Here is a 23694-nt window from a genome sequence, read left to right on the forward strand (position 1 = left end):
TTGTTTTCATACATAAAAATCCGAGACCCTGTGATGGTTAGCGACATACTATTGTCTATACCAATTTTTATGGAATAAATAAAATAACAAGGATTATTCAAGGGTGTTAACTTTCATAACTGGTATAGACAACTAGATAACCCCATGCTATGATGAATTTGTCAACACAAAGGAGGAAGATTGATGACTCTGAATAAGACCATTCTGTTAAAAGGAATGCAACTATATACGGAAAACGAAAAAATTGAAAACAGCTACTTACTAATAAAGGATCAGAAAATCATTGATTATGGTTCCCTTAAGAACTTAAGTTCAACCGCTAAGTTTGATGAAGTGGTTGAGGTTCCTACTTCTTTTAAAGCGGTTCCTGGTTTTATCGACATTCATATTCACGGTGTTAATGGTGCCGATGTGATGGATGCAACTCCTGAAGCACTTGAAACCATGTCAACCGCCCTTCCGAAAGAAGGGACAACTAGTTTCTTAGCGACAACGATGACGCAAAGCAGCGATGCGATTGAAAACGCACTTAAAAATGTGGGCGAATTTTTAGCGAAAAACCAACCATCGGGGCAGGCAGAAATTCTTGGAGCTCACTTAGAAGGTCCGTTTGTGAATGCGAAACGAGCGGGAGCGCAACCTGTTCAACATATTGTTGATTCCAACCTTGAAGTGTTTCAAAAATGGAATGTTTTAACCGGTGACACGATTAGAGTGGTAACGCTCGCACCGGAACAACCAGGTGGATTGGAGTTTGTTAAACATCTAAAAGAAAACAACATCATCGCTTCGATCGGGCATTCGGACGCTACGTACGAAGAAGTAGTTGAAGCAATTGAAGCGGGTGCGAGTCATGTTACCCACCTTTTTAACCAAATGCGCGGCTTGCATCACCGCGAGCCAGGCGTGGTCGGAGCAGCATTTTTACATGATGAATTAACCGCCGAAATCATTGCCGATGGCGTCCATGTACGGCCGGAAATGGTGAAGCTTGCTTATAAAAATAAAGGCAAAGACCGTTTGATTTTGATTACCGACTCCATGCGGGCCAAATGTTTGAAAAACGGTGTGTATGACCTAGGTGGTCAAGACGTAACCGTCAAAGATGGAAAAGCACTTTTACAAGACGGAACGCTTGCCGGCAGCATTTTGCGGCTTGGCGATGGATTGAAAAATATGGTCGATTTCACTGAATGTGCATTGGAAGATGTGATTCAAATGACAAGCGTCAATCCTGCAAAACAATTGAACGTCTACGATCACAAAGGCAGCATCTCTGTGGGAAAAGATGCGGATATTGTGATTCTCGACGATGACTTGAACGTGTTTATGACATTTTGCCGTGGAAAACTTGCTTATCATCAAGGAGGAGAAGAAAGTTGAACATCATAAAAGTAAAGAATTATGAAGAAATGAGTCAGAAAGCAGCTGAAATTTTACTAGACAAAGTCCGTCAGAGTCCGAAAATGAACCTTGGATTGGCTACTGGGGGAACTCCGGTTGGTTTGTATCGTGAGTTGGTACAAGACCATCAACAAAACGGGACGAGTTACACACAAGTCAAAACGTTCAACTTGGATGAATACGTTGGTCTTTCCGGCGACGATCCGAACAGCTACCGTTCTTATATGAATGAAAAATTGTTTAACCATGTGGATCTTCCACGTGAGAGCACGTTTATTCCTCGCGGGGATACCAATAATCCAGGGCAGGAATGTACGGATTATGAGGCTTTATTGAAAAATCATGGAGGCGTTGACCTGCAAATTCTCGGCATTGGCTCAAATGGCCATATTGGGTTTAATGAGCCTGGTACTTCGTTTCAGTCCGAAACGCATGTGATTGAGTTAACAGCATCCACTCGTGAAGCGAATGCACGCTATTTCAACAGTTTGGATGAGGTTCCTACGCACGCAATTACGATGGGGATTGCAAGCATTATGCGCAGCAAAGAGATTCTCTTGCTTGTTTCTGGTGAAAGCAAGCGTGAGGCTTTGGCGCAATTGATGGAAGGAGAAGTTAACGAAAACTTCCCTGCCTCTATTTTAAAAACACACCCATGTGTTACAATTATTGCGGATGAAGCCGCTTTAGGAAAGTTGGCTATCTAGTCCGATTCTTTAACGTGAGAAGGGTAAAAAATGATCAATAAGAATTTACCAATTCCGATTTATTATCAATTGGCCGAATCCATTCAAAAACAAATCGACAACGGTGAGTTAAAACCGGGAGAATCCCTCCCTTCTGAACGTGAATATGCGGAAAAATACAATATTAGCCGGATGACGGCTAGGCAAGCGTTAAACCAACTCGTCAACAATGGCTACCTTTACCGAGTTCAAGGGAAAGGTACGTTTGTGGCGGAGAAGAAAATGGAGAAACCTTTGATTGGGATCACAAGTTTTACGGAGGATATGTTGGCGCGCGGGTTGAAACCTAGCAGTGAGCTGCTTCATTTTGAAATCATTCCCGCACCGCAACAGATCGCCAAACCATTGCAAATCAACGAATATGCTCCTGTTTATGAAATCACGCGCATTCGGTTAGCGGACGCTGTGCCGATGGCGATTGAAACCAACTACTTTTCGGCGAATTTGGTGAAAGGCTTGACGGAGAAGATTGTCAATCACTCGATTTATGCGTATATGGAAGAGCAGCTCCAGTTGACGATTGAGCAAGCAACGCAGACGATTGAATCCTCGATCGCCGAGCCAGTCGAAGCTGAGCATCTGCAAATACACTCAGGTGCACCTGTGATGCGAATTGAACGCATCGCTTTCCTTCAAGATGGCACCCCAGCCGAATACGTCAAATCCACCTACCGCGCCGACCGTTATAAATTTATGGTCCATATGCAGCGTAATCAATAAAGCTTAACGGCTTTAGGCTAAAATTAGTAAAGCTCAGTTCACTTTTTTTGTGGTGAACTGAGCTTTTTTTCGACATTTTCCGGGGCGTCCCTGTGACTTTTTTGAGGTTTTTCGACAAATCCCGGGGCGTCCCTGTGACTTTTTCGGGTACTTTCGACAGCGCTGTGACTTTATACGGTAAAACGCCACTTTGTTTTTGCTTGGTAGGTTTCTCCTTTGTTAAGGATGACTGATGGGAAGTTTGGTTGGTGGATGGCGTCCGGCATGCCTTGGGTTTCTAGGCATAAGCCTAAGTATTTTCGTGCTTTTACGCCGCGGATTTCGAAGTCCCCTTCTAACTGGTTGCCTGTATAAAGGACGACAGCTGGTTGATCGGTTTCCACAATAAGCGTACGACCGCTCGTCTCATCTTTTAAGACAATTTGTTCATGCTGATTTTCTCCCAATACAAATGGGTGATCATACCCTTTCCCTGCCAATACGTTTTGCGGGTGCTGAGATTCGACTCCGTCTTTGATCTTTCGTCCAGCAGTAAAATCAAACGGCGTTCCTTCCACAGCAAGTAGCTCCCCTGTTGGAATCAATTCAGAGTCAAGCTCGGCAAATTGGTTGCTGTTTACCGTTAATACATGGTCAAGAATCTCGCGTTTCAAATCACCAGATAAGTTAAAATAGGTATGGTTCGTGACATTCAGTAATGTTCGCTGATCGGATACTCCCTCGTAGGCGAGCTGAAACTCATTATCATTCGTCAGTGTATACGTCACTTTCATGTTCACATTCCCTGGATAGCCTTCTTCGCCATCCTTACTTAGATATGTAAACACAAGGGCAACAGAATCAGCTTTTTCCACTACCTCCGTCTTCCAAATGATCTTATCAAAGCCAATTTTTCCACCATGTAAATGGTTCTTGCCATCGTTTTGATCTAACTGATAAACCTGATTATCAAGTTCAAATTCAGCCCCGCTGATTCTTCCAGCTACCCTACCAATTACCGCACCGAAATACGGCGAATGGTTCACATAATCGTCTACGGTATCAAAACCTAGGATCACATTTTCCTTTGTTCCCTTCTGGTCAGGAACAATGATTCTTGAAATGATACAACCATAATCAAGACTGGTCACCTCCATTCCATGATCATTCACCAACGTATAAGCGGTCACGGTTTGACCATTCAACACGCCAAATCTTTCTTGGTATACTCTCATTTTAAGAAACTCCTATCTATTAAAAATAAATCCTTCTCTCCGTAAAACAGAGAAAAGGAATAATGGTCCATCCTTTAAGTGCGCGCAAGTAAATCAGTAAACCGCCGGAATGCCTCTTGTCCAGCCTCATTCCGTTTAAAAACACCGGCGTCTTCTAGCACACGCATGAACTTTTGACCAACTTCTTTACGAACAATTTCGGTAATATTCGCTTCAGTTAGTTCGGAGCGATAGTTCTCTTTCATTTCCTCCGCCCATGGTAGATGGTAACCAGCGATTTCATGATCTTTACCTAGTAAAAACCTTTCGACTTCAATCAACTCTGTCTTCAACCGTGCCGGCAAGACCGCGAGTCCCATAACCTCAATGAGTCCGATGTTTTCTTTTTTAATATGATGCACATCGGCATGCGGGTGAAAAATACCAAGTGGAAACTCCTCAGTGGTGCGATTATTCCGAAGCACAAGGTCGAGCTCAAAGTACCCGTCGCGCATGCGCGCAATTGGCGTGACCGTATTATGGCGTGTCTCACCTGTATACGCTTCAATCTCAACCGCAGGATCACGATAAGATTTCCATGTTTCAAAGATAAAATCCGCCGCTTCTACCAACTCGGTCTTGTTTTTACTGCGCAAACGAATAACGGACATCGGCCATTTAACAGTCGCACCATGAACCTCCGGAAAACCTTGTAGAGTAAAACCATACTCTTCTTCTGCCTTCGCCATGGCAAATTCATAGTTTCCACCTTGGTAATGGTCATGTGTCAAGATCGAACCGCCGACGATTGGTAAATCTGCATTCGAGCCGATAAAATAATGCGGAAACTGTTCGACAAACTCTAGCAAGCGCACAAAGCCTCCACGATCAATTTTCATGTCGCGATGCTCACCAGATAATAAAATGCAATGCTCATTATAATATACATATGGTGAATATTGAAAATACCAATCTTCATTTGCTAACTCCACTCGAATCATCCGGTGGTTTGAGCGGGCTGGATGTCCAATCCGACCAGCATAGCCTTCATTCTCCACACATAGAAGGCACTCTGGATAATGAGCTGCCGTTTTTTTCAGTTCCTTTTCTAACGCAATTTGCTTCGGATCTTTCTCCGGCTTAGAGAGGTTAATCGTAATGTCCAGCTCCCCATAAGCTGTATCGGCCTTGTAGTGGATGTTTTTCGAAATTCGCTGTATTTGTATATAATTGCTTTTTTGGCTTAATTGATAAAAATATTCTGTCGCTTCTTTAGGAGAATTCTCATAGCGCTGATAAAATTCACGGTTCACTTCGGATGGCCGAGCTAGAAAGACGTTCATGATTTGGCTTGCGAGAATTTCTTTTTTATCGAATAAATCTGGAATGACCTTTGCAGAAACTGCATATTCAACAAGCTCATCCAGCAGTTCAGGTATTTCCTTCTCGCTTTCTCCCTCTACCTCAGCCGGAAACGAATCTAGTCCTAAGTGCGACAAGACCTGGTTTCGAGCATAAATTTTATCTTCAGGCTGGATCAAACCAGCGTTCACTCCTTGCTGAACCAGCTCTTGTAAGGCTGAATAAATCCTCATTGAAGATCCCTCCTAATCGTTGTAGCCGTTGGGATTTGCTTGATGCCAGTTCCAAGCATCTCGAATAATTTGCTGAATATCGTTGCGTTTCGGCTCCCAACCAAGAACTTCCTTCGCTTTGGCTGAAGAAGCAATTAAGCTGCTTGGGTCCCCTGCTCTCCTGTCCGCGACTATCGCTGGAATGCTGTGTCCTGTTACTTCACGAGCAGTTTCAATGATTTCTTTTACCGAAAAGCCTTGGTTTGAGCCGAGATTGAACACATTGCTTTCGCCACCGTTCTGCAAATACGTTAACGCTAAAAGATGGGCATCAATTAAATCTTCCACATGGATATAATCGCGGATACACGTGCCGTCCGGTGTATCATAGTCATTGCCAAATACGGAAATAGATTCACGCTGACCAAGCGCAACCTGCAACACAACTGGAATCAGATGCGTTTCTGGATGATGGTCCTCACCAATTTCCCCTGTTGACCTTGCTCCAGCGACATTAAAATAGCGCAACGATACAAATTTGATTCCATAGGCGTGATCACACCATTTCATCATTTTTTCCATTGTCAACTTCGTTTCACCATATGCATTAGTTGGAATGGTTGGCATATCCTCAGTAATCGGCATCACTTCTTGCTCACCATAAGTCGCAGCCGTAGAAGAAAACACAATGTTTTTAACGCCATATTCATTCATAACCTCAAGTAAAACTTGAGTACCGTAGACATTATTATCATAGTACTTAATCGGGTTTGTCATCGATTCCCCCACTAATGAACTAGCCGCGAAATGAATCACACCCTCAATGTTCTCTTTTTGGAAAACATCTTGTAAAAATGCTTTATCGCGAATGTCTCCTTGGTAAAACTTCGCCTTCGGATGAAGAGCCTTCTCGTGGCCTGTAAGTAAATTATCAACGACAACCACATCATGATCTTGATCAATCAACTGATAGACAGCATGTGAACCAATATATCCGGCCCCACCTAAAACTAAAATACTCATCACTAGACCTCCGTCGTTATTTCCTTCGCTCCGTCTCCAATACTTGCCACATAAAATGTCGCTTCGTAGCCGACTTTCTCTTTATATTCCTTGGCTACTTCCTCAATAAATTCATCTATTTGTGCTGTTTTTACAATCGCGATTGCACAGCCGCCAAAGCCAGCTCCCGTCATGCGGGCACCAAGTGTTCCTGGTTGTTTCCACGAGGCCTCCGCCAATGTATCTAACTCAAGACCTGTGACTTCATAATCGTCACGTAACGAAAGATGGGAAGCATTCATTAAGGCGCCAAAATTCTCAAGCTCCCCTGCTTGAAGGGCTTTTAGCGCTTTTAACGTACGTTGGTTCTCATAAACCGCATGCTTCGCTCTCCGCTCCAGCACATCATCATTAATTAAATGTCTGTTATCTTCGAATTCTTGTTCCGATAAATCACCAAGCTCTTTGATAGGGAGCTTCGTTTGAAGCCTAGCAAGTGCTTCTTCACATTCGCTGCGACGCTCATTGTATTTTGAATCAGCAAGCTCTCGCCGCTTGTTCGTATTCATAATAATGATTTGGTAATCAGTTAAATTTAGTGGTGCATACTGATAATTCAACGTATGGCAATCGAGTAGAATTCCACAATCTTTCTTTCCCATGCCAACCGCAAATTGATCCATAATCCCACTATTAACGCCGATAAATTCGTTTTCTACCTTCTTACCAAGACGTACGAGCTCTAAGCGAGGGAACTCTAAACCAAACATTTCATTCACAATGACACCAATCAGCATTTCAAGCGAAGCGGATGAAGACAAACCTGCTCCGTTTGGGATATCCCCGTAAACAAGAACTTCAAACCCACTCGAAAGTTTCTCCCCTGCTTCCTGAATATAACGGACCATCCCTTTCGGATAGTTTGCCCAGCCGTGACTTTTCTCGTAATCTAGTTCATTAAGTGAAAACTCAATCGTTCCGTCTTCAGGAAAGTTTAGGGAGTACAAGCGAATCAGTTGATCCTCACGTTTTCGTGCGACTCCATAAGTTCCGAACGTAATCGCACTCGGAAATACATGTCCGCCATTGTAATCAGTATGCTCCCCAATCAAGTTGATTCTGCCTGGTGAAAAAAATAGCCGGATGTTCGCCTTGTCTTCATTCGGGAATATCTCATGAAATTTCGACGTAAGAAATTCCTTATTCATACCATAAATCCCCTCTCCACTAGATGTTCTTTCAAAAGGGAGCAGGACACCTCTACCCGCTCCTATTCGTTTTTAACGTTTAAATTGTTCTTGGATGATACATATCGTTGATCTTCTTAATTTTAGCTAAATCACATTTCGGTTTGCGGTCATAAGTCAGCAGTCCATTAATCTCTTGCTCCACATCTGTCAGCTGCGTATAGCAATAGCCGTATAAAATCTTTGAGCTATAAACAGCTTCCATAATGCGCTGATAATCTTCAAGAAATTCTTTTGCATCTGCAACCGACGTATATCCCCAACCAGCATCTTCACCCACTTTAAAACCAATGCCGCCAAACTCTGTTAAGAGGATCGGTTCTCCTTCATGCTTGAAGCCATTTGCATAAATCGATCTTGCTGCTGGTTTAGATGCAAGAATCGCATCTTTTGTTGCTAAATCTTCTTGATATTGAGCGTACTTCGCTTTTTCGTCTGCGCCGCCATGATTGTAGTTATGAATCGCGCAAATATCCGTTTTCGTTAGTTCCCATCCATCATTGGAAATCACAGGGCGTGTTGGATCAAGTGAATGAATCAAATGGTACATCGCCAACGAATGATTTTGCTGTTGGCGGTTGTCACGAACATTGGGAATGCCCCAGCTTTCATTCAACGGCACCCATGCGACAATGCTCGGATGATTATAATCGCGTTCAATGATTTCAATCCATTCTTTGGTTAGTCTTGCGGCTGCATCCTCATTGTAAGAAGGAGATGCTGCGCATTCACCCCACACAAGGAATCCTAACTTGTCGGACCAATATAAAAAGCGAGGGTCTTCAACTTTTTGGTGTTTTCGGCAGCCATTGAATCCCATTTCTTTCGCAAGCTCGATATCCTTTTTCAAGTCCTCATCCGTTGGTGCCGTTAACAATCCTTCTTTCCAATATCCTTGGTCAAGCACAAGCTTTTGGTAGTATGGACGGTTGTTTAAGTACACCATGCCGTTTTCGGTATGAACCTTTCTCATCCCAAAGTAAGTTTCCACAACATCGCATACTGTGTCTTGGTCACGAACAGTAATTTTAACATCAAATAAATTAGGATTTTCCGGAGTCCAGTTCCAGCCATCATGATGGAAGCTTGTACGGAAAATTTTATGATTATAAAGATCAAACGAACGTTTCGTATTTTTATATTGAGTGGTAATTCGGTCATTGATTACGAGCTCGCCTTTAAATGAAATCTCAAACTGTACGTCTTTATTGGCAAAATCACCATTAAGCTCAAATTCAACGTCTACAGCACCCTTGTCCACATCTGGTGTAAACCGAAGTTTTGAAAGATGTGTTGGATGAACAGCTTCCAGCCAAACAGTCTGCCAAATACCAGTTGTTCTTGTATACCAAATACTATCCGATTGCTCAATCCAAAACTGCTTTCCGCGCGGAATCGTTTCATCGGTGGAGGGATCTTCTACTTTCACGACGACCGTTTGCTTTCCATGAACAAGCTCATTGGTAATATCAAAGCTAAAACCAACATTTCCGCCCTCATGGAAGCCAACAAACTGTTCATTCACATATACCCAAGCACGGTAATCAACGGCACCAAAATGAAGAATGACACGATTGCCTTGCCAATCTGCCGGAATGTCGATTTCACGTTTATACCAAACAACATCATGAAAACTAGGATCATGGATGCCGCTTAACTCGGTTTGATAAGCAAATGGCACTTGGATTTCTTTATCAAACGCATTACTCGTGTTTTTGAACCATTTTTGCTCTGTGCCAATCTTGTCATCATCAAAGGCAAACTCCCATACTCCATTTAAATTTAGCCACTCTTTCCGAACCATTTGTGGTCTTGGATACTCTTGACGATAGGTCATTTGTTTCCTCTCCTTTTGTATATCAAAGTAAGTTTTTACTCTTCATTCACTGAAAGCGCTTTACACTCATTTTAGTCTAATGGTAAAAAACAGTCAATGGTTTTACTAAAATTACAACTAAATAATTTACTAAAAAGCTTGTGGTTTGATTCATTAGGCTATTTTGTTCGTTCCAAAGTCTTAAAGTTTGAGTGTATATTTTAAAGTGGCTACTCGTAATTAAGAGAATCTTTAAAGGAAGAAAAACATCTATTTTCACTAGCTCTAGCGGCCTGTAGAGATTTCCATCGTTCTGATTTTCATTTCTCTGGTGAGCAAGGAACGAAAAATCTGTAGTTTTTACTGTCTCCTATACCACTTCTATTTTGGACTTACATAGTTCTTCTTAGGCTTTCCTTCTTGCCCTTAAAAATGGGGCTTACACAGAAAAAAAGAGGCTAATCTCATGCATTGAGAGAAGCCTCTTTACTATTTACTACTTTCCCGTACTTCCAGCTTGGTTGACAGAACAACTTGCTTTGTAATTTTTCGCTCGTCAAGTCTTTCTAAAAGCAAATCAACCGCTGTTTCACCCATGTCTTCTGTATAAATTTTTACCGTGCTTAATGGGGGATGAAGGTATTTAGATACACTAATATCATTAACACCAATTACGCTCACTTGGTCAGGAACAGAAATTTGGGCTTCATGCAACGCTTTCAGGGCACCGATTGCGATTGAATCATTCCCTAAGAAAAACGCTGACGGCAACTGATTTTTATGTTCCTCAATTGCACGTTTCATCAACTCATAGCCATCCTGGACTGAAAAGCTTCCCATATAGACAAGCGATGGATCATAAAGGTCTTTCCTTACCATAAAGCGCTCAAAACTGACTCTACGCGGGTCTTCAATCTCCGCTGTCTGATTTTTATAGGTTTCTCTTCCACCGATAAAACCGATTCTTTTATGACCATGATCTAAAAAGTGCCGCAGGACGTTTTCTGTTGCTCGGTAAAAATTACTCAATACAGAATCAAATTGGTCTTCATCAGGAGAACAATCGACAAACACAATGTTTTCCGCTCGGCGCTGTAATTCTAAGGCCTGCTCCAGGCTGAATTTCCCGATGGCGATAATGCCTTGAATATCTTCGTTCGTTGTTAAATTTTCCATCATTAGTTTTGTTGTCTGAATGTTTAAAGCCTCACAGCGGTTCTCCACACCTAGTCGGATCGAGCGGTAATACATATCATCCAATTCTTCCTCTTCGGTGTACCATGTGACGATCGCTACCTTGTAGGAAGTGGGCTTTCGCCCTGCCTTTTTCCGATAGTTTAATTGTTCAGCCACTTCAAAAATTCGTTGTTTCGTATCTTCGCCTACCGATAATGTAGCATCATGATTAAGCACCCTTGAAACGGTTGCAATTGAGACGCCAACTTTTTCAGCAATATCTTTAATCGTCGCCATTGCACTCTCCTTGTTTATTGAAATTCCGAAACCTCTCTATATAGAGAGGTTACAATACACTATTATTTTTCGGCTATTTTTAATCCGTTCTCAACTTCTTCTACTTTTATAAAAAGTGGGCGTTCACTGCCATGCGGTGTGTCTGGATAATGCGTACAAATATAAAGCTGCCCATTTAAATCCCGAAATAGACTAGAATGTCCCGCATTTCGGTCTAGAAGCAACTTCTCATCATGCTCCCACTCGCCAGTGATGTTTCCATTCTTCGACCTTGCAACTGCAACTGTATAACCGCCAAGACCTGCGTCCCCGTAGTTTGGAACAGAGTAGCTGGACCATAGAAGAATGAGTTCACCATTCTTAGCTTTGTACAAAAACGGTGCATCCGTTAGATAGCCTGTTTTTTCAATCCGTGGGTCACCAAATTTCCGAATCCAAGGCATGTTAGCCGCATTTAGGATTTCAATAGGTTCGCCAACAGCCGTTTTCAGGTCTTTCGACAAGCGGATTGCTTTAATGCGACCTTCGAACAGTTGAGTCCATTCATGGCAAAAGACCATCCAGCGTTCGCCATTTTCGTCTTCATAATAAGTCCCATCTAAGCATTCCCATCCATCTGGGGTGATGCTCCCCTCACTATGCGGAATATATGGACCCGCCGGATGGTCGGCGACTAGGATCCCCGTTCCGCGATGTTCACCAATTCCACCTTTGAAAGATGCGAACATATAAAAGCGCTCATCGATTTCAAACACTTCTGGCGCCCAGTAATGCCTCACACCCCAAAACCCTTTCGGAGGATCAAATGCAACATACGGACCTTCCCAATCTTCAAGATTCTTTCCTATATAAACCTCAAAAATTGGGTCTTTGTCGCCACATCCATCCGCGAAGGTTGTGCCAAATAAATAGTACTTCTGTTCTTCATGAGACGTGAAGATAAAGGGATCTCTCATATGAATTTGTTCTCTTTTTACCTTTTTAACCGCTCTGAACCCTGTTTTCACCTTACTCACCTTCTATTTTATTCGCTAGTTAATGCTTCCGTCCAATTTCTATTTGATTCCTGTATTGGTTACGCTTTTCACAATATGTTTGTTTGCTAATAAGAAGATGACGATTGCTGGAATCGTCGCAATCACAGTGGAAGCCATCATTTTCGCCGGGTTGACGAAGTTTGAACCTTGAATCAAAGTCGCAATCCCAAGCGTAATCGTCTTCATCTCATTTGAGTTGGTAACAAGTGATGGCCAGAGATAGTCATTATAAATCGCAAGGAATGTAATAACAGCTAATGTCATGGCAACAGGTTTAATTGCTGGGAAAATAACATGATAAAGAATTTGCCACTGGGATGCACCGTCAAGATATGCCGCCTCCTCCAAATCCTTTGGAAATGCCAGCAAGAAATTATAAACCAAGAAAACACCCATTGTACTTGCTGTATAAGGCATAATCAGTGGAATATAGCTGTCTAAAAGCCCTACTTCTTTAAACATATAAAACGCTGGGAACAAAGTAACAATTCCCGGAATCGCCAAAGCTGCAAAAATCATTCCTAAAATCACTTTTTTACCTGGAACATTTAAGCGCGCTAATGAGTAGGCCGCTAGAATGTCGACGACAACAACGATAATTGTCCCAACGGCTGTAATGACGGTTGTATTAAATAACCAGCGGAAAATCGGCGCTTCGGATACAGATGTGAAAATGCCGGTATAATTTTCTAACGTCCAAACTTGTGGTAAAATGCTTGAACTTGCCATGGACTCACTCAAAGTTTTAAAAGAGGTGAACACCATCCAGATAAGCGGTAAGAGAAATAATATCGCAATGATTGTAGCTAAAATTAAGAGCGGAATTGCTTTACGCGTTGATCTTTTCATCTTCATTCACTTCCTTTTAGTCTGTCTTTCGATAGGACAACCAGTATTGAAGACCAAGAATGACGGTCATGATGATCCCCATTAACAGGGCCATAGCAGAACCAATACCAAGCTGATTCATTCCAAATACGGATGTTTGAATATTCATGATCAAAGAGTTCGTGGATTGTTCCGGACCACCATTGGTAATCAATCGGGTCTGTCCATAAAGGTTAAAGGAAGCAATCACGGTCATAATCACGATGAAGAAGCCAACATTTTTTATCTGAGGGAAGGTAACATACCAGAATTTCCCCCATGCACCAGCTCCATCTAAATCAGCTGCTTCATAAAGGGAGCTGTCCACTTCATTTAATGCGTTAATAAACAGCATCATGTTAAAACCAATCGTCCACCATACAGTCGCAATCAAAATCGTTAACCAGGCATATGGTTGCTCACCAAGCCAGTTTACCGCTTCCTTCATTCCAAGTGACATCAATACATTATTGATAAAGCCACCATTATTGTTAAAGAGCCATAGAAAAATGGCTGAAACAGCTGTTACGGAAATGGAATAAGAAATAAAGAAAATCGTTCGATAAATCGTTTTGAATTTATCAGGAAGATTGTCAATAATTAACGCTAATCCTAATGCAATCAGGACCAAGGGTGGAACACTAATCACAACAAAGTACAGCGTATTTTTTAAACCCGTCATAAATAAATCATTGTAAATCGTACCGGACGTGAGAATCATTTTATAGTTATCAAGGCCAACAAAACCTAAATTCCCCGCAGACACGTTCCAATTGTGGAAACTAATCCATATTCCTAAAACTAGCGGTAGAGCCCAAAATAACAAGAAGAAAATGATAAATGGGGAAACCATGAGTACCGACCAAATTTTATAGGAAGCTCCTTTATACATCGTTTGTCCTCCATTCGAAAGAACGCTTCGTCCTTTCCCGTTTGTTTCAATTGTTTATATATCTCTATTAGAAATAAAGAGTGGATCTCTCTGTTGTAGACACCACTCTTTCATAGTCTTCAAATTTATAAGGAAGGAATGGCCCATTTTCACAGAGCCATTCTTTCCTGTTTACTCTTACTGCTGTGGAGCAGTAGCAGCGATTTGCTTCGCCATTTCTGTAGCTTTCTCTAATTCTTTCATTAATGCATCTGTCGTTAACTTTTCAGTTGTAACCACTTTACTAAATACAGATTCATTCATATAACGGATTTGCTCTCCAAATTGGTAAACTTGTGGAGCACTTACATAATCGTCAAACTGTTGAGAGTTTTGGTACGCAATTTGATACTTCTCTTGTTCTGCAGTGACTTTTTCTAATGTCGGTAAATGGACTGGAGCTTGTCCACCATCTGCCCAGTTGATTAAGTTTTCAGGTGTATACATAAACTTTAAGTATTCTGCAATACCCGCTAATTTTTCTTCATCTTTCACATTTGCAGGAAGAGCAATTGTGTGAGAGTTACCATAGGCAGCAAGCTGTGATCCAATTTGTGGAATCGGTGCTACACCAAGGTTATCGCCATACTTTTCTTTCGCACCACCGTAGAACCAAGGTCCTGTAAGAGCTACTGCTGTTTGATACGCTTTTCCTTCTTGTGCTTCTTTCATAAATGTTTGGAACTCACCATCTAAGCCAAGACCTGCTGGTGAAACTTTATCTTTCCAAACCATATCATGGAATTGCATTAACGCTTCTGCATACTCCGGTTGAGCAAAATTCAAGTAACCATCTTTTTCTAAGTCAATCCCATTTTGTGCGGCAATCATTAGCATATAAAATTCAACCAAGCCACTTGAAGGTACGCCTAAAGCATACAGATCTTTGCTTTGAGCTTGAAGCTCATCGTTAATTTTTACTAAATCTTCATATGTTTTTGGTGCTTCTTGGACAAATTCTTTGTTGTAGAACATAGTTAGTGGATGGATATCTAGCGGAACCGCATACATGGTATCGTCTAGTTTGACCGTATCGATACCAGCTTGATGGAAATCAGTTTCAGCAATACCAGCCTTTTCAAGCACTGAAGACATGTCTTGAATTAGCCCATCTTGTTTATATGTCTCAAGGTTATTGCCATGGATAACAACAAGATCATATTCACCAGATTTAAACTTTGTATAATGATCTTTCTCTTGTAGTTCAACTACTTCGTACTTATCTTGTGAAGCATTAAAGGCGTCGGTAATCTTTTTCATATAAGCTCCGTCCCCACCAGTAAAACCATTGATGAAGGAAATTTGAACTTTCCCATTTTCGCCTTTTCCTGAATCAGCGGAATCGCCGCCTCCAGAACAACCAGCTAAAACTAAAAATACTGTTACAACTAGCGCGAGCCACTTTGATATCGTCTTCATGCTGTGGTTCCCCCTTTTATTTATCTTCCTTCTTTCAGAACACTTGAAAGCGCCTTCAACCATATAATAGTATATACAAGTAAGTCAGTCAATATTTTTTACTAAAATTTATCCTGAGTATTTTAGTAAATAAAAGAACGAAATCAACTTAGATACCTTTCAGGGGTCATATTTTTGTTCTTAAACATCTATTCCTCCATAAACTAGACCTTCCAGTTCATATCTAGATAAGGTTTAGCACTTATCATTCTTATTAGCAGAACTCTCAAAAATTCTGAGTTATCCAAAGCAGCTTAGTCTTGTTGCACCACCTAACTATTCATCCTTCCTTATTAGTAAAAAAAGGAGGTAAAACCAAACAAAAAAAACCTCATCTTACTGATGAGAAGCTTTGGCGAGGTTTTTCGACAAATCCCGGGGCGTCCCTGTGACTTTTTCGTGTAGTTTCGACAAACCCGGGAATGTTCTTGCGACTTTTCTCTAAGTGTACAGTCTTCCGGCGTCTAGGTAGCCGTTGCCTTGGTCGTTGGCTGGTTGTCCTAGGTCTTGGCAGGCGCGGATGAGTTGTTGTTTGATTTGGTCGGGGGTTTGGTTTGGGTTGTTTTGGAGCATTTGGGCGACGACGCCTGCGCAGATTGGGGTGGCCATTGAGGTTCCGGATAAGGAGAAATAGTTGGAATCAACACGCGCTGAACTGTTGATTTTATCTAAGAAGGAGTTTGGTGCTCGTAACGAAATAATATTGACGCCTGGGGTGATGAGATCCGGTTTTATGAGGCCATCAATGGTTGGACCACGGCTTGAAAAGTCAGCAACAGTGTCATCACTTCGGGTGATCGAATCATTGTCATTGGCAGCACCTACGGTAATGACTTTGGGACTGATTCCAGGACTAGCAATACTTGACGCACGCGGACCTGAGTTCCCAGCCGCCACACACACGACCATTCCACGATCCCACGCTCTCTCCACTGCCATCACAACCGGATCATCTGCTGCCGATTGAACAGCGTCGCTTCCAAGTGATAAGCTTAGAACCTGAATGCCTATGGACTCTTGATTTTGAATGCACCAATCGACGCCGGAAATCACGGTAGACAGCGAACCTGATCCTTTTTTATCAAGAACCTTGACGCCGACTAAAGTTGCTTCATAAGCTGGTCCTCTAAAGAGCCCACCGGATGCAGTCCCGTTTCCAGCAGCATCACCTGCACAGTGAGTGCCATGACCATTGTCATCATAAGGGTCGGTCCGATCATTGATAAAATCTTTAAATCCCTTGATTCTCCCCTGTAAATCTGGGTGTGGATAGATCCCAGTATCAATGATTGCGATTGTTACATCTTTCCCGGTTAATCCATTTTCTTGCAATTGATTGGCTCGGATGGCGGGTGTAGCCGTATCGAGGAGAGCAGTCACTTTTCGGTCATAATACACTTTCTTAATATGGCTACAGTTATCGAGTAAATGCTCCAATTTCTCAACACTTAAAGTCGTGGAACAACACGAAACTGTTGGATGCTGATGCAAAGTACGTGAAGTTTCCTTCTTCACATCATTTACACCTAGCTCAAAACACCCCTCATTAAACTCAATTACGAGCGGCAACTTCTTCCCTTTCTTACTAAAAAATTCAAGAGGCCGGTGCAAAAAACACGGAACATTGCGGAATGGCTGATAGACTTTAAGTAGTTCTTGACGTACACTGCGATCTAGTTTATGTCCATTTCGGCGAACCAGTTGAATCAGCGAATAACCAAACATGTCCATCTTCCTTTCATAAAATTTTTTGTACAAGATATTTTATGCCTCTTTTTACTAGTGGAAATAGTGAAAGAGTACAATCATAGAGAAAAAGAGCAAATCACCTATTAAAATAGTAGATGAATGTCTCTAGTTGGCTATCTGCTAGGTTTGGCTATGCAGTTAATCCTACTATTTCTACTGGTGAGTTGGTAAGGAGAACTAGGTTTTGCATCGTAAAAGGAGAGTTCATCGAGATAAAAGGGCTTTAATTTTAGAGCCGTATTTGCGACGTCAACGGGCAGTGGTGCGATAAAAACATGGTTTTTCATTTTTTAAAGAAGTGTTTACCCTGACAATGGACTTTGCTTTTAGAGAAGTATTTGAAGTGACAACGGGGCTTTATGTACCGAGCAGTGTACCGACGTCAATGGGGATTTCCGTTACGAGCAGTGTACCCGGACAACATGGAGATTTTCTTCGTTACGAGCAGAGGTAACGATTAGAACAGGGTTTTAATTTTAGAACAGTGATCGCTTGTAACAATAGGGATTTCCGTTACGAACAGTGTTTACGACATCAGCTCTGTCTTCACATCTGAAGATTGGACATACTTCTTTTAACCAAAAATAAAAAAACGCCGCAACTTACACGGCGTTTCCTCATCATTAATCCTATTTATTTAATGCCGGGACATCTTTCCGAACAACATCAAACAATCCAGAACCGATGACATCAAGGGCTGATTGCATTCTTTCTGGTGAAATATTGTCTTCAATCGTGTCTTGTGGTGTGTGATAAACTTTTTCAATATGATAGACAAGTGGACTCCAGCTATCGACTCCCATCCAGATAAATAGCGCAGCCGGGATGCCTGCTTGATGGAAAGGAACATGGTCACTAGAACCAAATGTGCCTGGAAGAATATCAGAGTTTCCGAGACGCGCTCCTGCAGCAGTCGTGGAATCAGTGACAATGTTTCTGCTGCCATCTGGTGTCATCGCGTAAAGATTTTTAGCTGGCTCGTAACTTGTTGCAACCATATCCGGAACAAAGACCGCTTCAATCTTATCTTTTTGTTCTTGGCTTAGTTGATTGACGTAATGTCTAGCTCCTAGCAGACCGCGTTCTTCAGAACCAAAAGCGATAAACTTCAGTTCTTTGTCGGTGTTATATCCTTTGTACACACGAGCTAGTTCTAGCATTAAGCCGACGCCAGATGCGTTATCATTCGCGCCCGGAGCACCAACGACACTATCATGATGCGCTCCTAAAATCACTTCTTTTGTATCTTTACTTTTCCCTTTCGGAGCTTTCGTTGCGATCACATTGACAGATTGTAGATTCGAGAATTGCTCAGCCGTTAGGCTCAGTTCAACAGGACCTTCAGCGAGCTGTTCTTTTAACCATTCGCCTTGAATAAATGCCGCTCCGAAGACGGGAATATCGACTTTTTTATCTAAGCTTGGGTTGAAGGTTTGGCCGTAGTTTCCGCGGCTGCCGACAAGACTTTGCAGGATTACACCTGCTGCTCCAGCTTCAACGGCATTGTTGACTTGAGTACGGTAACCAGCTGTTGTGGCCGCTCTTGGCATGACGACAATTTTACCTGCCGTATCTGCTGGGAAATCGTTTAGTGATGATCCTCCATCAACGAAAATTACTTCCCCTTTTACAGCGTCATCACTAACCTTTCCATTCGGTGCAGCCGCCATTTGCCAAGACGAGCCATCAGCAAACGCAACCTCAGCTATGTACTGGTCCGCCACTGGGAAGTATTGATATTCGACGTCGTATCCATAGCTTTTTAACGTATTATAAATATACTCTGCGGATTCTTTCTCTGCCGCTAGCCCACCAGGACGCGCGCCGATTTCTTCAGATAAATACCGAACATGCTCAATCGCTCGTTCCGCATCGACTCTTGCAACAATCTTTTGGTCCTGCGAGTAAGATGATTTGCCACTAGTAGGTCCAGTTGTGTTTGCCGTTGCAGCCACACCAACGGTACCAAAAGCCATTGATACCGCTAAAAGTGAAGCCGCTACTTTTAACCCTTTTTTCCTCATCGCCATCCTAATCCCCCTTTTCATACTGTTTACTGATTTCGTGGGGCTTCTGTTCGATCCCCATTTATCTAGTAAACTTGTTAATACCCTACATAGCTTAATTCAAGGGGAATGTTGGCAACAAGATACGTTCTAACTATTTTTCTGAATATTCTAAATTAAGTATATGGGTATTTATTACCAAAGGCTCTATTCCTCAACTGAGCAGGATAGAATAGACTTTCGTTCAAGCGATGATTCTAATGAGGATAGCTCTATTTCGCTAGGTTTAAAGGTTTTAGTGAAACCCATTTCGAAATATTACAGTTCAAGCGAATCGGTCCCTTGGTCTTACTGGTAGTACTGTATGTTTATGGTAAAATTAGGATAGTTTTTTAAATAAGGAGTTTACTTGTATGAAGGTTAAATCTAAAATGTTTATTGCTTCCGTTCTTGGTTCCCTAGGGGTTGTCACCATTGCGTTTTTAATTGCTTCCGAAGCATACTTTAATAGCAAAGAGGTTAGTCTTGCCACTGACAGATGTTTTGAAGACGGCGGCAGTCCAGTTGTCGAGCTTGCTGTGCTAAACCTGGGTTATACGTTTGAATGTAAGGGGAGTTAGAAGTTTTCAGCTAAGGTCTTATAAATATAAAATAAGACGACGAATCTATGTTTTCATCGAATCACCATTCTTTATTTTTTGATATAGAATTAAAATTGATTAAATTGGGAGGCCTCAGCATTGCATAAGCTGGGGCCTTCCTGTTATTTTAGCCGCTTTTAACTTCCCCTCTTCTACAATATGAATAAAATGTAAATTACTATTAATCTTCTATTAACACACTCTCGCCTCTTCCTATGAAAATTCTCCCAGAACATAACCCTCTTCCCTGCTCGTTTGATAGAATCCTGTTGTTTTTTCGACAAAAACCGGGGCGTCCCTGTGACTTTTTCGACATTTTCCGGGACGTCCCTGTGATTTTTTTGAGTCCTCCGCCCTATTTTTGCTAATTTACAAAATTCTCGAACTCTATTAACACCGTGTTAATGTTCTTTCTATAGAATTCCAAATGTAAGGTTGTTTTTACAAATTTCAACAAAAACATGCAAATGATTATAAAAAAGGGAGCGATTAATACATGGATCGTCGTAGTTTTTTAACGTATATGGGAACCGGTACTGCTGCTATTGTGGCGGCAACTTCAGGATTGGAGGCATTTGTTCCAAAGGCTAGTGCGGCAACAGCAAACCATTTAATGGATGGACAACCAAAGGGCGGGAAAGGAAAACCTCTTACTGTCCCATTTAAAGAAATCAACCGTTCATGGGAAAATGATCTTCTTCTCCCGAAAGGCTATAGCTACAATATCGTTGCATCATATGGCGATGTCATCAATTCAAAAGGTGAAAAGTTTGGAGATGCCGCTGACTTAACGGTTTACTTTCCAATCGATAGTTTAGAAGGCGGAACCAACTCTGAAGAAGGTCTGATCTGGGTGAACCATGAATTCCCTGAGCCAGACAATTACATGCAAATCCTTGGCATCAATCCAGATACATACAATAAAAAAGATCTTGCGAAATACCCTGAGTTTTTGAAAATGCAAAAAGAAGCGGTTGGCGGTTCCGTCATTCATGTTAAAAAAGAAAAAGGCAAATGGACCTTGGTTCAAGACGACAAGTATAACCGTCGTGTGGATGGAACTACTCCAATTCAATTAACTGGTCCGGCTGCAGGAAGTTCTGCGGTAAAAGGTGCAAAGACCGTTGAAGGTTCACTAGGAAACTGTAGCGGCGGACTTACGCTTTGGAACACGGCTCTCTCTTGTGAGGAAAATACAGAGTATGGCGATGATTATGGGTGGCCAAACTTTACGGACGAGCATTACGGCTGGGTAATGGAAGTTGACCCATTCGACGCGAAAGCACCAGTTCGTAAACACACGGCGCTTGGTCGTTTCGCACACGAAAACGCAGCAATGGGTCAAACAAAAGATGGCCGTGTTGTCGTATACATGGGCGATGACTCCCGCGGCGAATGCTTTTACAAGTTTGTCAGTAAAAAGAAATACAATCCAAACAACCGCAAGGCAAACTTCGATCTTTTAGAAGAAGGAACGCTATACGTTGCTGACCTTAGTGCACAAAAATGGATTGCGTTAGACTACGAAACAAATGAAGATCTGCAAAACTATGAAAAAGACGGCAAGAAGTTTTTTACAAGCCAAGCAGACGTGTTAACGTATGCACGTGAAGCAGCAGCTGCTGTTGGCGGAACCAAGCTCGATCGTCCAGAAGACGTAGAAATTCACCCAATTGACGGAAGTGTTTTCTTATCGTTAACCAACAACTCCAAACACGGAAACTTCCATGGCCAAATCTATCGTTTTGTTCCAGCAAACAGTGACCATGGTAGCGACAAGTTTACGTTTGAAGTCTTTATTGCTGGTGGTCAACAAAGCGGAATTACTTGCCCAGATAATCTTCATTTTGATAGCAAAGGAAACCTTTGGGTAGTTGAAGACTATAGTGCAACGGAAGATAACCAGTATGCTCAATATAAAAACTGTGGCGTGTTTATGGTGCCAACAGATGGCAAGAACTACGGCAAACCATTCCAATTCGCTTCAGGCCCTCAAGGGTGTGAAGTCACCGGACCATGGCTAACACCAGATGAGCGTACGTTGTTTGTGGATGTTCAGCATCCAAGCACATGGAACCAACACCCAGGTCAAAAGTTCGGTCGCTCTTGCTTAGTCGCGATTCAAGGTGGAAATTTTAGATAATAAAAACCAAGACATTTGGTAAAAGAAGGTGTAAACAAAACAAGGTTTACACCTTCCTTATAAGAGAGGAGTCTTGTCATGATTACCGTGTGCAAACAACATGTCAATCAGGGATTGAAAATGATCTTCCTCCCCCATATTCAGCCAATTCATAATGAGGAGAAATTGACTGGCGACGTGAAATGCCAAGTCTGCTCGCAAAACGCTGACTACAAATTATACAACTTCGAACGCCAGCGAAGACACAAACAAGCGATTTAAAAGGAGGAAATGTGATGCTACAAAATATCGGAATCCCGGGGTTGATTCTCATCCTTGTCATTGCGCTCGTGATTTTCGGGCCGAAAAAACTTCCGGAAATTGGCCGGGCCTTTGGAAGCACTTTGAAAGAGTTTAAAAAGTCCACTCGTGAGTTAGTTGGAGAGGATGATGAGAACTCTACAGGTAAAGATGCAACAGACGCGAAGGAAAAGAAAGCGAAAAAGTCTGAAGCGGTGTAACAGGGAAATTTTCTGATAAAGGACCTTGTGGAGAGCTAATGCTCAACTGTGGAAAACTAGAAGAGATAGGAGATGTAGGTAGTGTTCTTATACTTGCATCTTTTTTTATGAAAAGTAACTTCTTCAACTTTGTTGCGTATTTAAGCTGAGAATAATTGATAAGGTATCTTTTCCTGCTAAAAGCGGAAATGGCTTGCAAATGACGTAAAAAGTTACTTATCACCCGTTAAAATCGATTTTAACATTTTAACGACGACAATCTTTATGAAAAGTAGCCTTATGAAAAGAGGTGGAATGATGGAAAATCACGAAATGAATATCGTCGACCATTTAGGTGAACTGCGAAAGCGTTTGTTCGTTGTCTTGGGAAGCTTTATTTTGCTATTTATTGTTGCGTTTATCTATGTTGAAGAAATTTACCACTGGCTTTTGCAGGATTCTGAAATTCAGCTCGCCATTCTCGGGCCTAGTGACATCATTTGGGTTTATTTTATGCTTGCAGGAGTTGTCACACTCGCCGGCATCATCCCGATTGCTGCGCATCAGATCTGGCTGTTCGTCAAGCCCGCCTTGTCAGTGAGTGAACGAAAAGTAACATTAGCTTATATTCCGGCATTATTTATCTTATTTATCGGTGGAATCAGTTTTGGTTACTTTATCATTTTCCCGATTGTTTTTGACTTCTTGCTTAGTTTGGCCGGGGATTTGTTCATGAGCTTTTTTACCGCTGAAAAATACTTCCGGTTTATGATGAACATCGTTCTTCCGTTCGGCTGTTTGTTCGAGCTACCGGTCATTATTATGTTCCTAACTAGCATCGGCGTGCTAAACCCGTATCGTCTTGCGAAAATGAGAAAGTATTCGTACTTCGGCTTAATTGTCACCGCTGTTTTGATTACCCCACCGGACATTGTTTCCGATATTTTGGTCGTCATTCCGCTGCTGTTTTTGTACGAATGCAGCGTGATGTTATCTAAAATTGTGTATCGTAAAAAACAAAAGCAGGAACAGGAACTTGCACTGAACTAAAGGAAGCGGCTGTGCCCCGGTCGCTTACCACCCGTCTGGAGCACTCCAATTTAGGTATGGCGAGTGAAAACGACTTGTACAAACAGAAAACACCCCGAAATCGAGGGCATGGTTTGCCTCCCATTTCGGGGTGTTTTTTAAAAAAGATAAATGAATTT

General features: G+C 42.0%; 21 protein-coding genes. 9 read left to right on the forward strand and 12 right to left on the reverse strand.

What is annotated here, in order from left to right:
- The first annotated feature begins 183 nt into the window (after positions 1-183).
- The 3 genes from nagA to M3182_RS21250 are packed head-to-tail and all read left to right on the forward strand — an operon-like array spanning position 184 to position 2870.
- Entirely contained in the window at positions 184-1383 is a 1200-nt protein-coding gene (nagA, locus tag M3182_RS21240; protein ID WP_251559932.1) for an N-acetylglucosamine-6-phosphate deacetylase, read from the forward strand.
- Positions 1380-2111 carry a glucosamine-6-phosphate deaminase gene (gene nagB / locus M3182_RS21245; protein WP_251559934.1) on the forward strand — a complete coding sequence of 244 codons (732 nt, stop codon included), beginning with the start codon at positions 1380-1382 and terminating at the stop codon, positions 2109-2111. Before nagA ends, nagB begins: the two co-directional genes overlap by 4 nt.
- A 30-nt stretch (positions 2112-2141) precedes the next feature.
- A complete protein-coding gene (locus M3182_RS21250) occupies positions 2142-2870 on the forward strand; it encodes a GntR family transcriptional regulator (RefSeq protein WP_251559936.1) in 729 nt (242 codons plus the stop codon).
- Between the two features lie 170 nt (positions 2871-3040).
- On the opposite strand, the gene M3182_RS21255 is transcribed toward M3182_RS21250, so the two are convergent.
- The 11 genes from M3182_RS21255 to M3182_RS21305 form a co-directional block, all read right to left on the reverse strand.
- Positions 3041-4084 (reverse strand): aldose epimerase family protein, encoded by a 1044-nt coding sequence (locus M3182_RS21255; RefSeq protein ID WP_251559938.1) that lies wholly within the window; start codon positions 4082-4084, stop codon positions 3041-3043.
- Between the two features lie 74 nt (positions 4085-4158).
- On the reverse strand, positions 4159-5658 hold the full coding sequence (gene galT, locus M3182_RS21260) for a UDP-glucose--hexose-1-phosphate uridylyltransferase (RefSeq protein ID WP_251559940.1): 1500 nt from the start codon (positions 5656-5658) through the stop codon (positions 4159-4161).
- Positions 5659-5670: 12 nt separating this feature from the next.
- Complete coding sequence (gene galE, locus M3182_RS21265; protein ID WP_251559942.1) at positions 5671-6660, reverse strand: UDP-glucose 4-epimerase GalE; 990 nt, start codon at positions 6658-6660, stop codon at positions 5671-5673.
- A gap of 2 nt (positions 6661-6662) precedes the next feature.
- Positions 6663-7847 (reverse strand): galactokinase, encoded by a 1185-nt coding sequence (locus M3182_RS21270; RefSeq protein WP_251559944.1) that lies wholly within the window; start codon positions 7845-7847, stop codon positions 6663-6665.
- Between the two features lie 79 nt (positions 7848-7926).
- Positions 7927-9723 carry a glycoside hydrolase family 2 protein gene (locus tag M3182_RS21275; RefSeq protein ID WP_251559946.1) on the reverse strand — a complete coding sequence of 599 codons (1797 nt, stop codon included), beginning with the start codon at positions 9721-9723 and terminating at the stop codon, positions 7927-7929.
- Between the two features lie 468 nt (positions 9724-10191).
- Positions 10192-11175 carry a LacI family DNA-binding transcriptional regulator gene (locus M3182_RS21280; protein WP_251559947.1) on the reverse strand — a complete coding sequence of 328 codons (984 nt, stop codon included), beginning with the start codon at positions 11173-11175 and terminating at the stop codon, positions 10192-10194.
- Between the two features lie 62 nt (positions 11176-11237).
- A complete protein-coding gene (locus tag M3182_RS21285; protein WP_251559949.1) occupies positions 11238-12182 on the reverse strand; it encodes a glycoside hydrolase family 43 protein in 945 nt (314 codons plus the stop codon).
- A gap of 48 nt (positions 12183-12230) precedes the next feature.
- Positions 12231-13061, reverse strand: a complete 831-nt coding sequence (locus tag M3182_RS21290; RefSeq protein ID WP_251559950.1) for a carbohydrate ABC transporter permease — start codon at positions 13059-13061, stop codon at positions 12231-12233.
- 16 nt (positions 13062-13077) lie between these two features.
- Positions 13078-13971, reverse strand: a complete 894-nt coding sequence (locus M3182_RS21295) for a carbohydrate ABC transporter permease (protein ID WP_251559952.1) — start codon at positions 13969-13971, stop codon at positions 13078-13080.
- A gap of 177 nt (positions 13972-14148) precedes the next feature.
- Complete coding sequence (locus tag M3182_RS21300) at positions 14149-15429, reverse strand: ABC transporter substrate-binding protein (RefSeq protein WP_251559954.1); 1281 nt, start codon at positions 15427-15429, stop codon at positions 14149-14151.
- A 480-nt stretch (positions 15430-15909) separates the two neighbouring features.
- The gene (locus tag M3182_RS21305; RefSeq protein ID WP_251559956.1) at positions 15910-17193 is read right to left on the reverse strand and encodes a S8 family peptidase; all 1284 of its coding nucleotides are present in this window, start codon (positions 17191-17193) and stop codon (positions 15910-15912) included.
- Between the two features lie 337 nt (positions 17194-17530).
- Between M3182_RS21305 and M3182_RS21310 the strand changes: the two genes are divergently transcribed.
- Entirely contained in the window at positions 17531-17671 is a 141-nt protein-coding gene (locus M3182_RS21310) for a hypothetical protein (RefSeq protein WP_251559957.1), read from the forward strand.
- A 175-nt stretch (positions 17672-17846) separates the two neighbouring features.
- Here M3182_RS21310 and M3182_RS21315 read toward each other — a convergent pair whose 3' ends face one another.
- Positions 17847-19241 (reverse strand): M28 family metallopeptidase, encoded by a 1395-nt coding sequence (locus M3182_RS21315; protein WP_251560042.1) that lies wholly within the window; start codon positions 19239-19241, stop codon positions 17847-17849.
- A 395-nt stretch (positions 19242-19636) separates the two neighbouring features.
- On the opposite strand from M3182_RS21315, the gene M3182_RS21320 reads away from it, so the two are divergent.
- From M3182_RS21320 to tatC, 5 genes are all read left to right on the forward strand, one after another.
- The gene (locus tag M3182_RS21320; protein WP_251559959.1) at positions 19637-19843 is read left to right on the forward strand and encodes a hypothetical protein; all 207 of its coding nucleotides are present in this window, start codon (positions 19637-19639) and stop codon (positions 19841-19843) included.
- Between the two features lie 517 nt (positions 19844-20360).
- Complete coding sequence (locus M3182_RS21325) at positions 20361-22007, forward strand: PhoX family protein (protein ID WP_251559960.1); 1647 nt, start codon at positions 20361-20363, stop codon at positions 22005-22007.
- A 78-nt stretch (positions 22008-22085) separates the two neighbouring features.
- Positions 22086-22268 carry a hypothetical protein gene (locus tag M3182_RS21330; RefSeq protein ID WP_251426493.1) on the forward strand — a complete coding sequence of 61 codons (183 nt, stop codon included), beginning with the start codon at positions 22086-22088 and terminating at the stop codon, positions 22266-22268.
- 14 nt (positions 22269-22282) lie between these two features.
- Positions 22283-22507 (forward strand): twin-arginine translocase TatA/TatE family subunit, encoded by a 225-nt coding sequence (locus M3182_RS21335; protein WP_251559962.1) that lies wholly within the window; start codon positions 22283-22285, stop codon positions 22505-22507.
- A 297-nt stretch (positions 22508-22804) separates the two neighbouring features.
- Positions 22805-23536 (forward strand): twin-arginine translocase subunit TatC, encoded by a 732-nt coding sequence (tatC, locus tag M3182_RS21340; protein WP_251426582.1) that lies wholly within the window; start codon positions 22805-22807, stop codon positions 23534-23536.
- Positions 23537-23694: the final 158 nt, after the last annotated feature.

Source organism: Mesobacillus maritimus (genome assembly GCF_023715205.1).
In the GTDB taxonomy this organism is placed as follows: domain Bacteria; phylum Bacillota; class Bacilli; order Bacillales; family Cytobacillaceae; genus Mesobacillus_B; species Mesobacillus_B maritimus_C.

Coding starts and splice junctions, on each gene's coding strand:
- M3182_RS21290 (WP_251559950.1), bottom strand. CDS start 13,061: ATGAAAAGATCAACGCGTAAAGCAATTCCGCTCTTAATTTTAGCTACA.
- galT (WP_251559940.1), bottom strand. CDS start 5,658: ATGAGGATTTATTCAGCCTTACAAGAGCTGGTTCAGCAAGGAGTGAAC.
- M3182_RS21320 (WP_251559959.1), top strand. CDS start 19,637: ATGAAGGTTAAATCTAAAATGTTTATTGCTTCCGTTCTTGGTTCCCTA.
- M3182_RS21325 (WP_251559960.1), top strand. CDS start 20,361: ATGGATCGTCGTAGTTTTTTAACGTATATGGGAACCGGTACTGCTGCT.
- M3182_RS21335 (WP_251559962.1), top strand. CDS start 22,283: ATGCTACAAAATATCGGAATCCCGGGGTTGATTCTCATCCTTGTCATT.
- M3182_RS21275 (WP_251559946.1), bottom strand. CDS start 9,723: ATGACCTATCGTCAAGAGTATCCAAGACCACAAATGGTTCGGAAAGAG.
- M3182_RS21295 (WP_251559952.1), bottom strand. CDS start 13,971: ATGTATAAAGGAGCTTCCTATAAAATTTGGTCGGTACTCATGGTTTCC.
- M3182_RS21305 (WP_251559956.1), bottom strand. CDS start 17,193: ATGTTTGGTTATTCGCTGATTCAACTGGTTCGCCGAAATGGACATAAA.
- M3182_RS21255 (WP_251559938.1), bottom strand. CDS start 4,084: ATGAGAGTATACCAAGAAAGATTTGGCGTGTTGAATGGTCAAACCGTG.
- nagA (WP_251559932.1), top strand. CDS start 184: ATGACTCTGAATAAGACCATTCTGTTAAAAGGAATGCAACTATATACG.
- M3182_RS21315 (WP_251560042.1), bottom strand. CDS start 19,241: ATGAGGAAAAAAGGGTTAAAAGTAGCGGCTTCACTTTTAGCGGTATCA.
- M3182_RS21330 (WP_251426493.1), top strand. CDS start 22,086: ATGATTACCGTGTGCAAACAACATGTCAATCAGGGATTGAAAATGATC.
- M3182_RS21250 (WP_251559936.1), top strand. CDS start 2,142: ATGATCAATAAGAATTTACCAATTCCGATTTATTATCAATTGGCCGAA.
- M3182_RS21280 (WP_251559947.1), bottom strand. CDS start 11,175: ATGGCGACGATTAAAGATATTGCTGAAAAAGTTGGCGTCTCAATTGCA.
- M3182_RS21300 (WP_251559954.1), bottom strand. CDS start 15,429: ATGAAGACGATATCAAAGTGGCTCGCGCTAGTTGTAACAGTATTTTTA.
- M3182_RS21270 (WP_251559944.1), bottom strand. CDS start 7,847: ATGAATAAGGAATTTCTTACGTCGAAATTTCATGAGATATTCCCGAAT.
- M3182_RS21310 (WP_251559957.1), top strand. CDS start 17,531: ATGGACTTTGCTTTTAGAGAAGTATTTGAAGTGACAACGGGGCTTTAT.
- galE (WP_251559942.1), bottom strand. CDS start 6,660: ATGAGTATTTTAGTTTTAGGTGGGGCCGGATATATTGGTTCACATGCT.
- tatC (WP_251426582.1), top strand. CDS start 22,805: ATGGAAAATCACGAAATGAATATCGTCGACCATTTAGGTGAACTGCGA.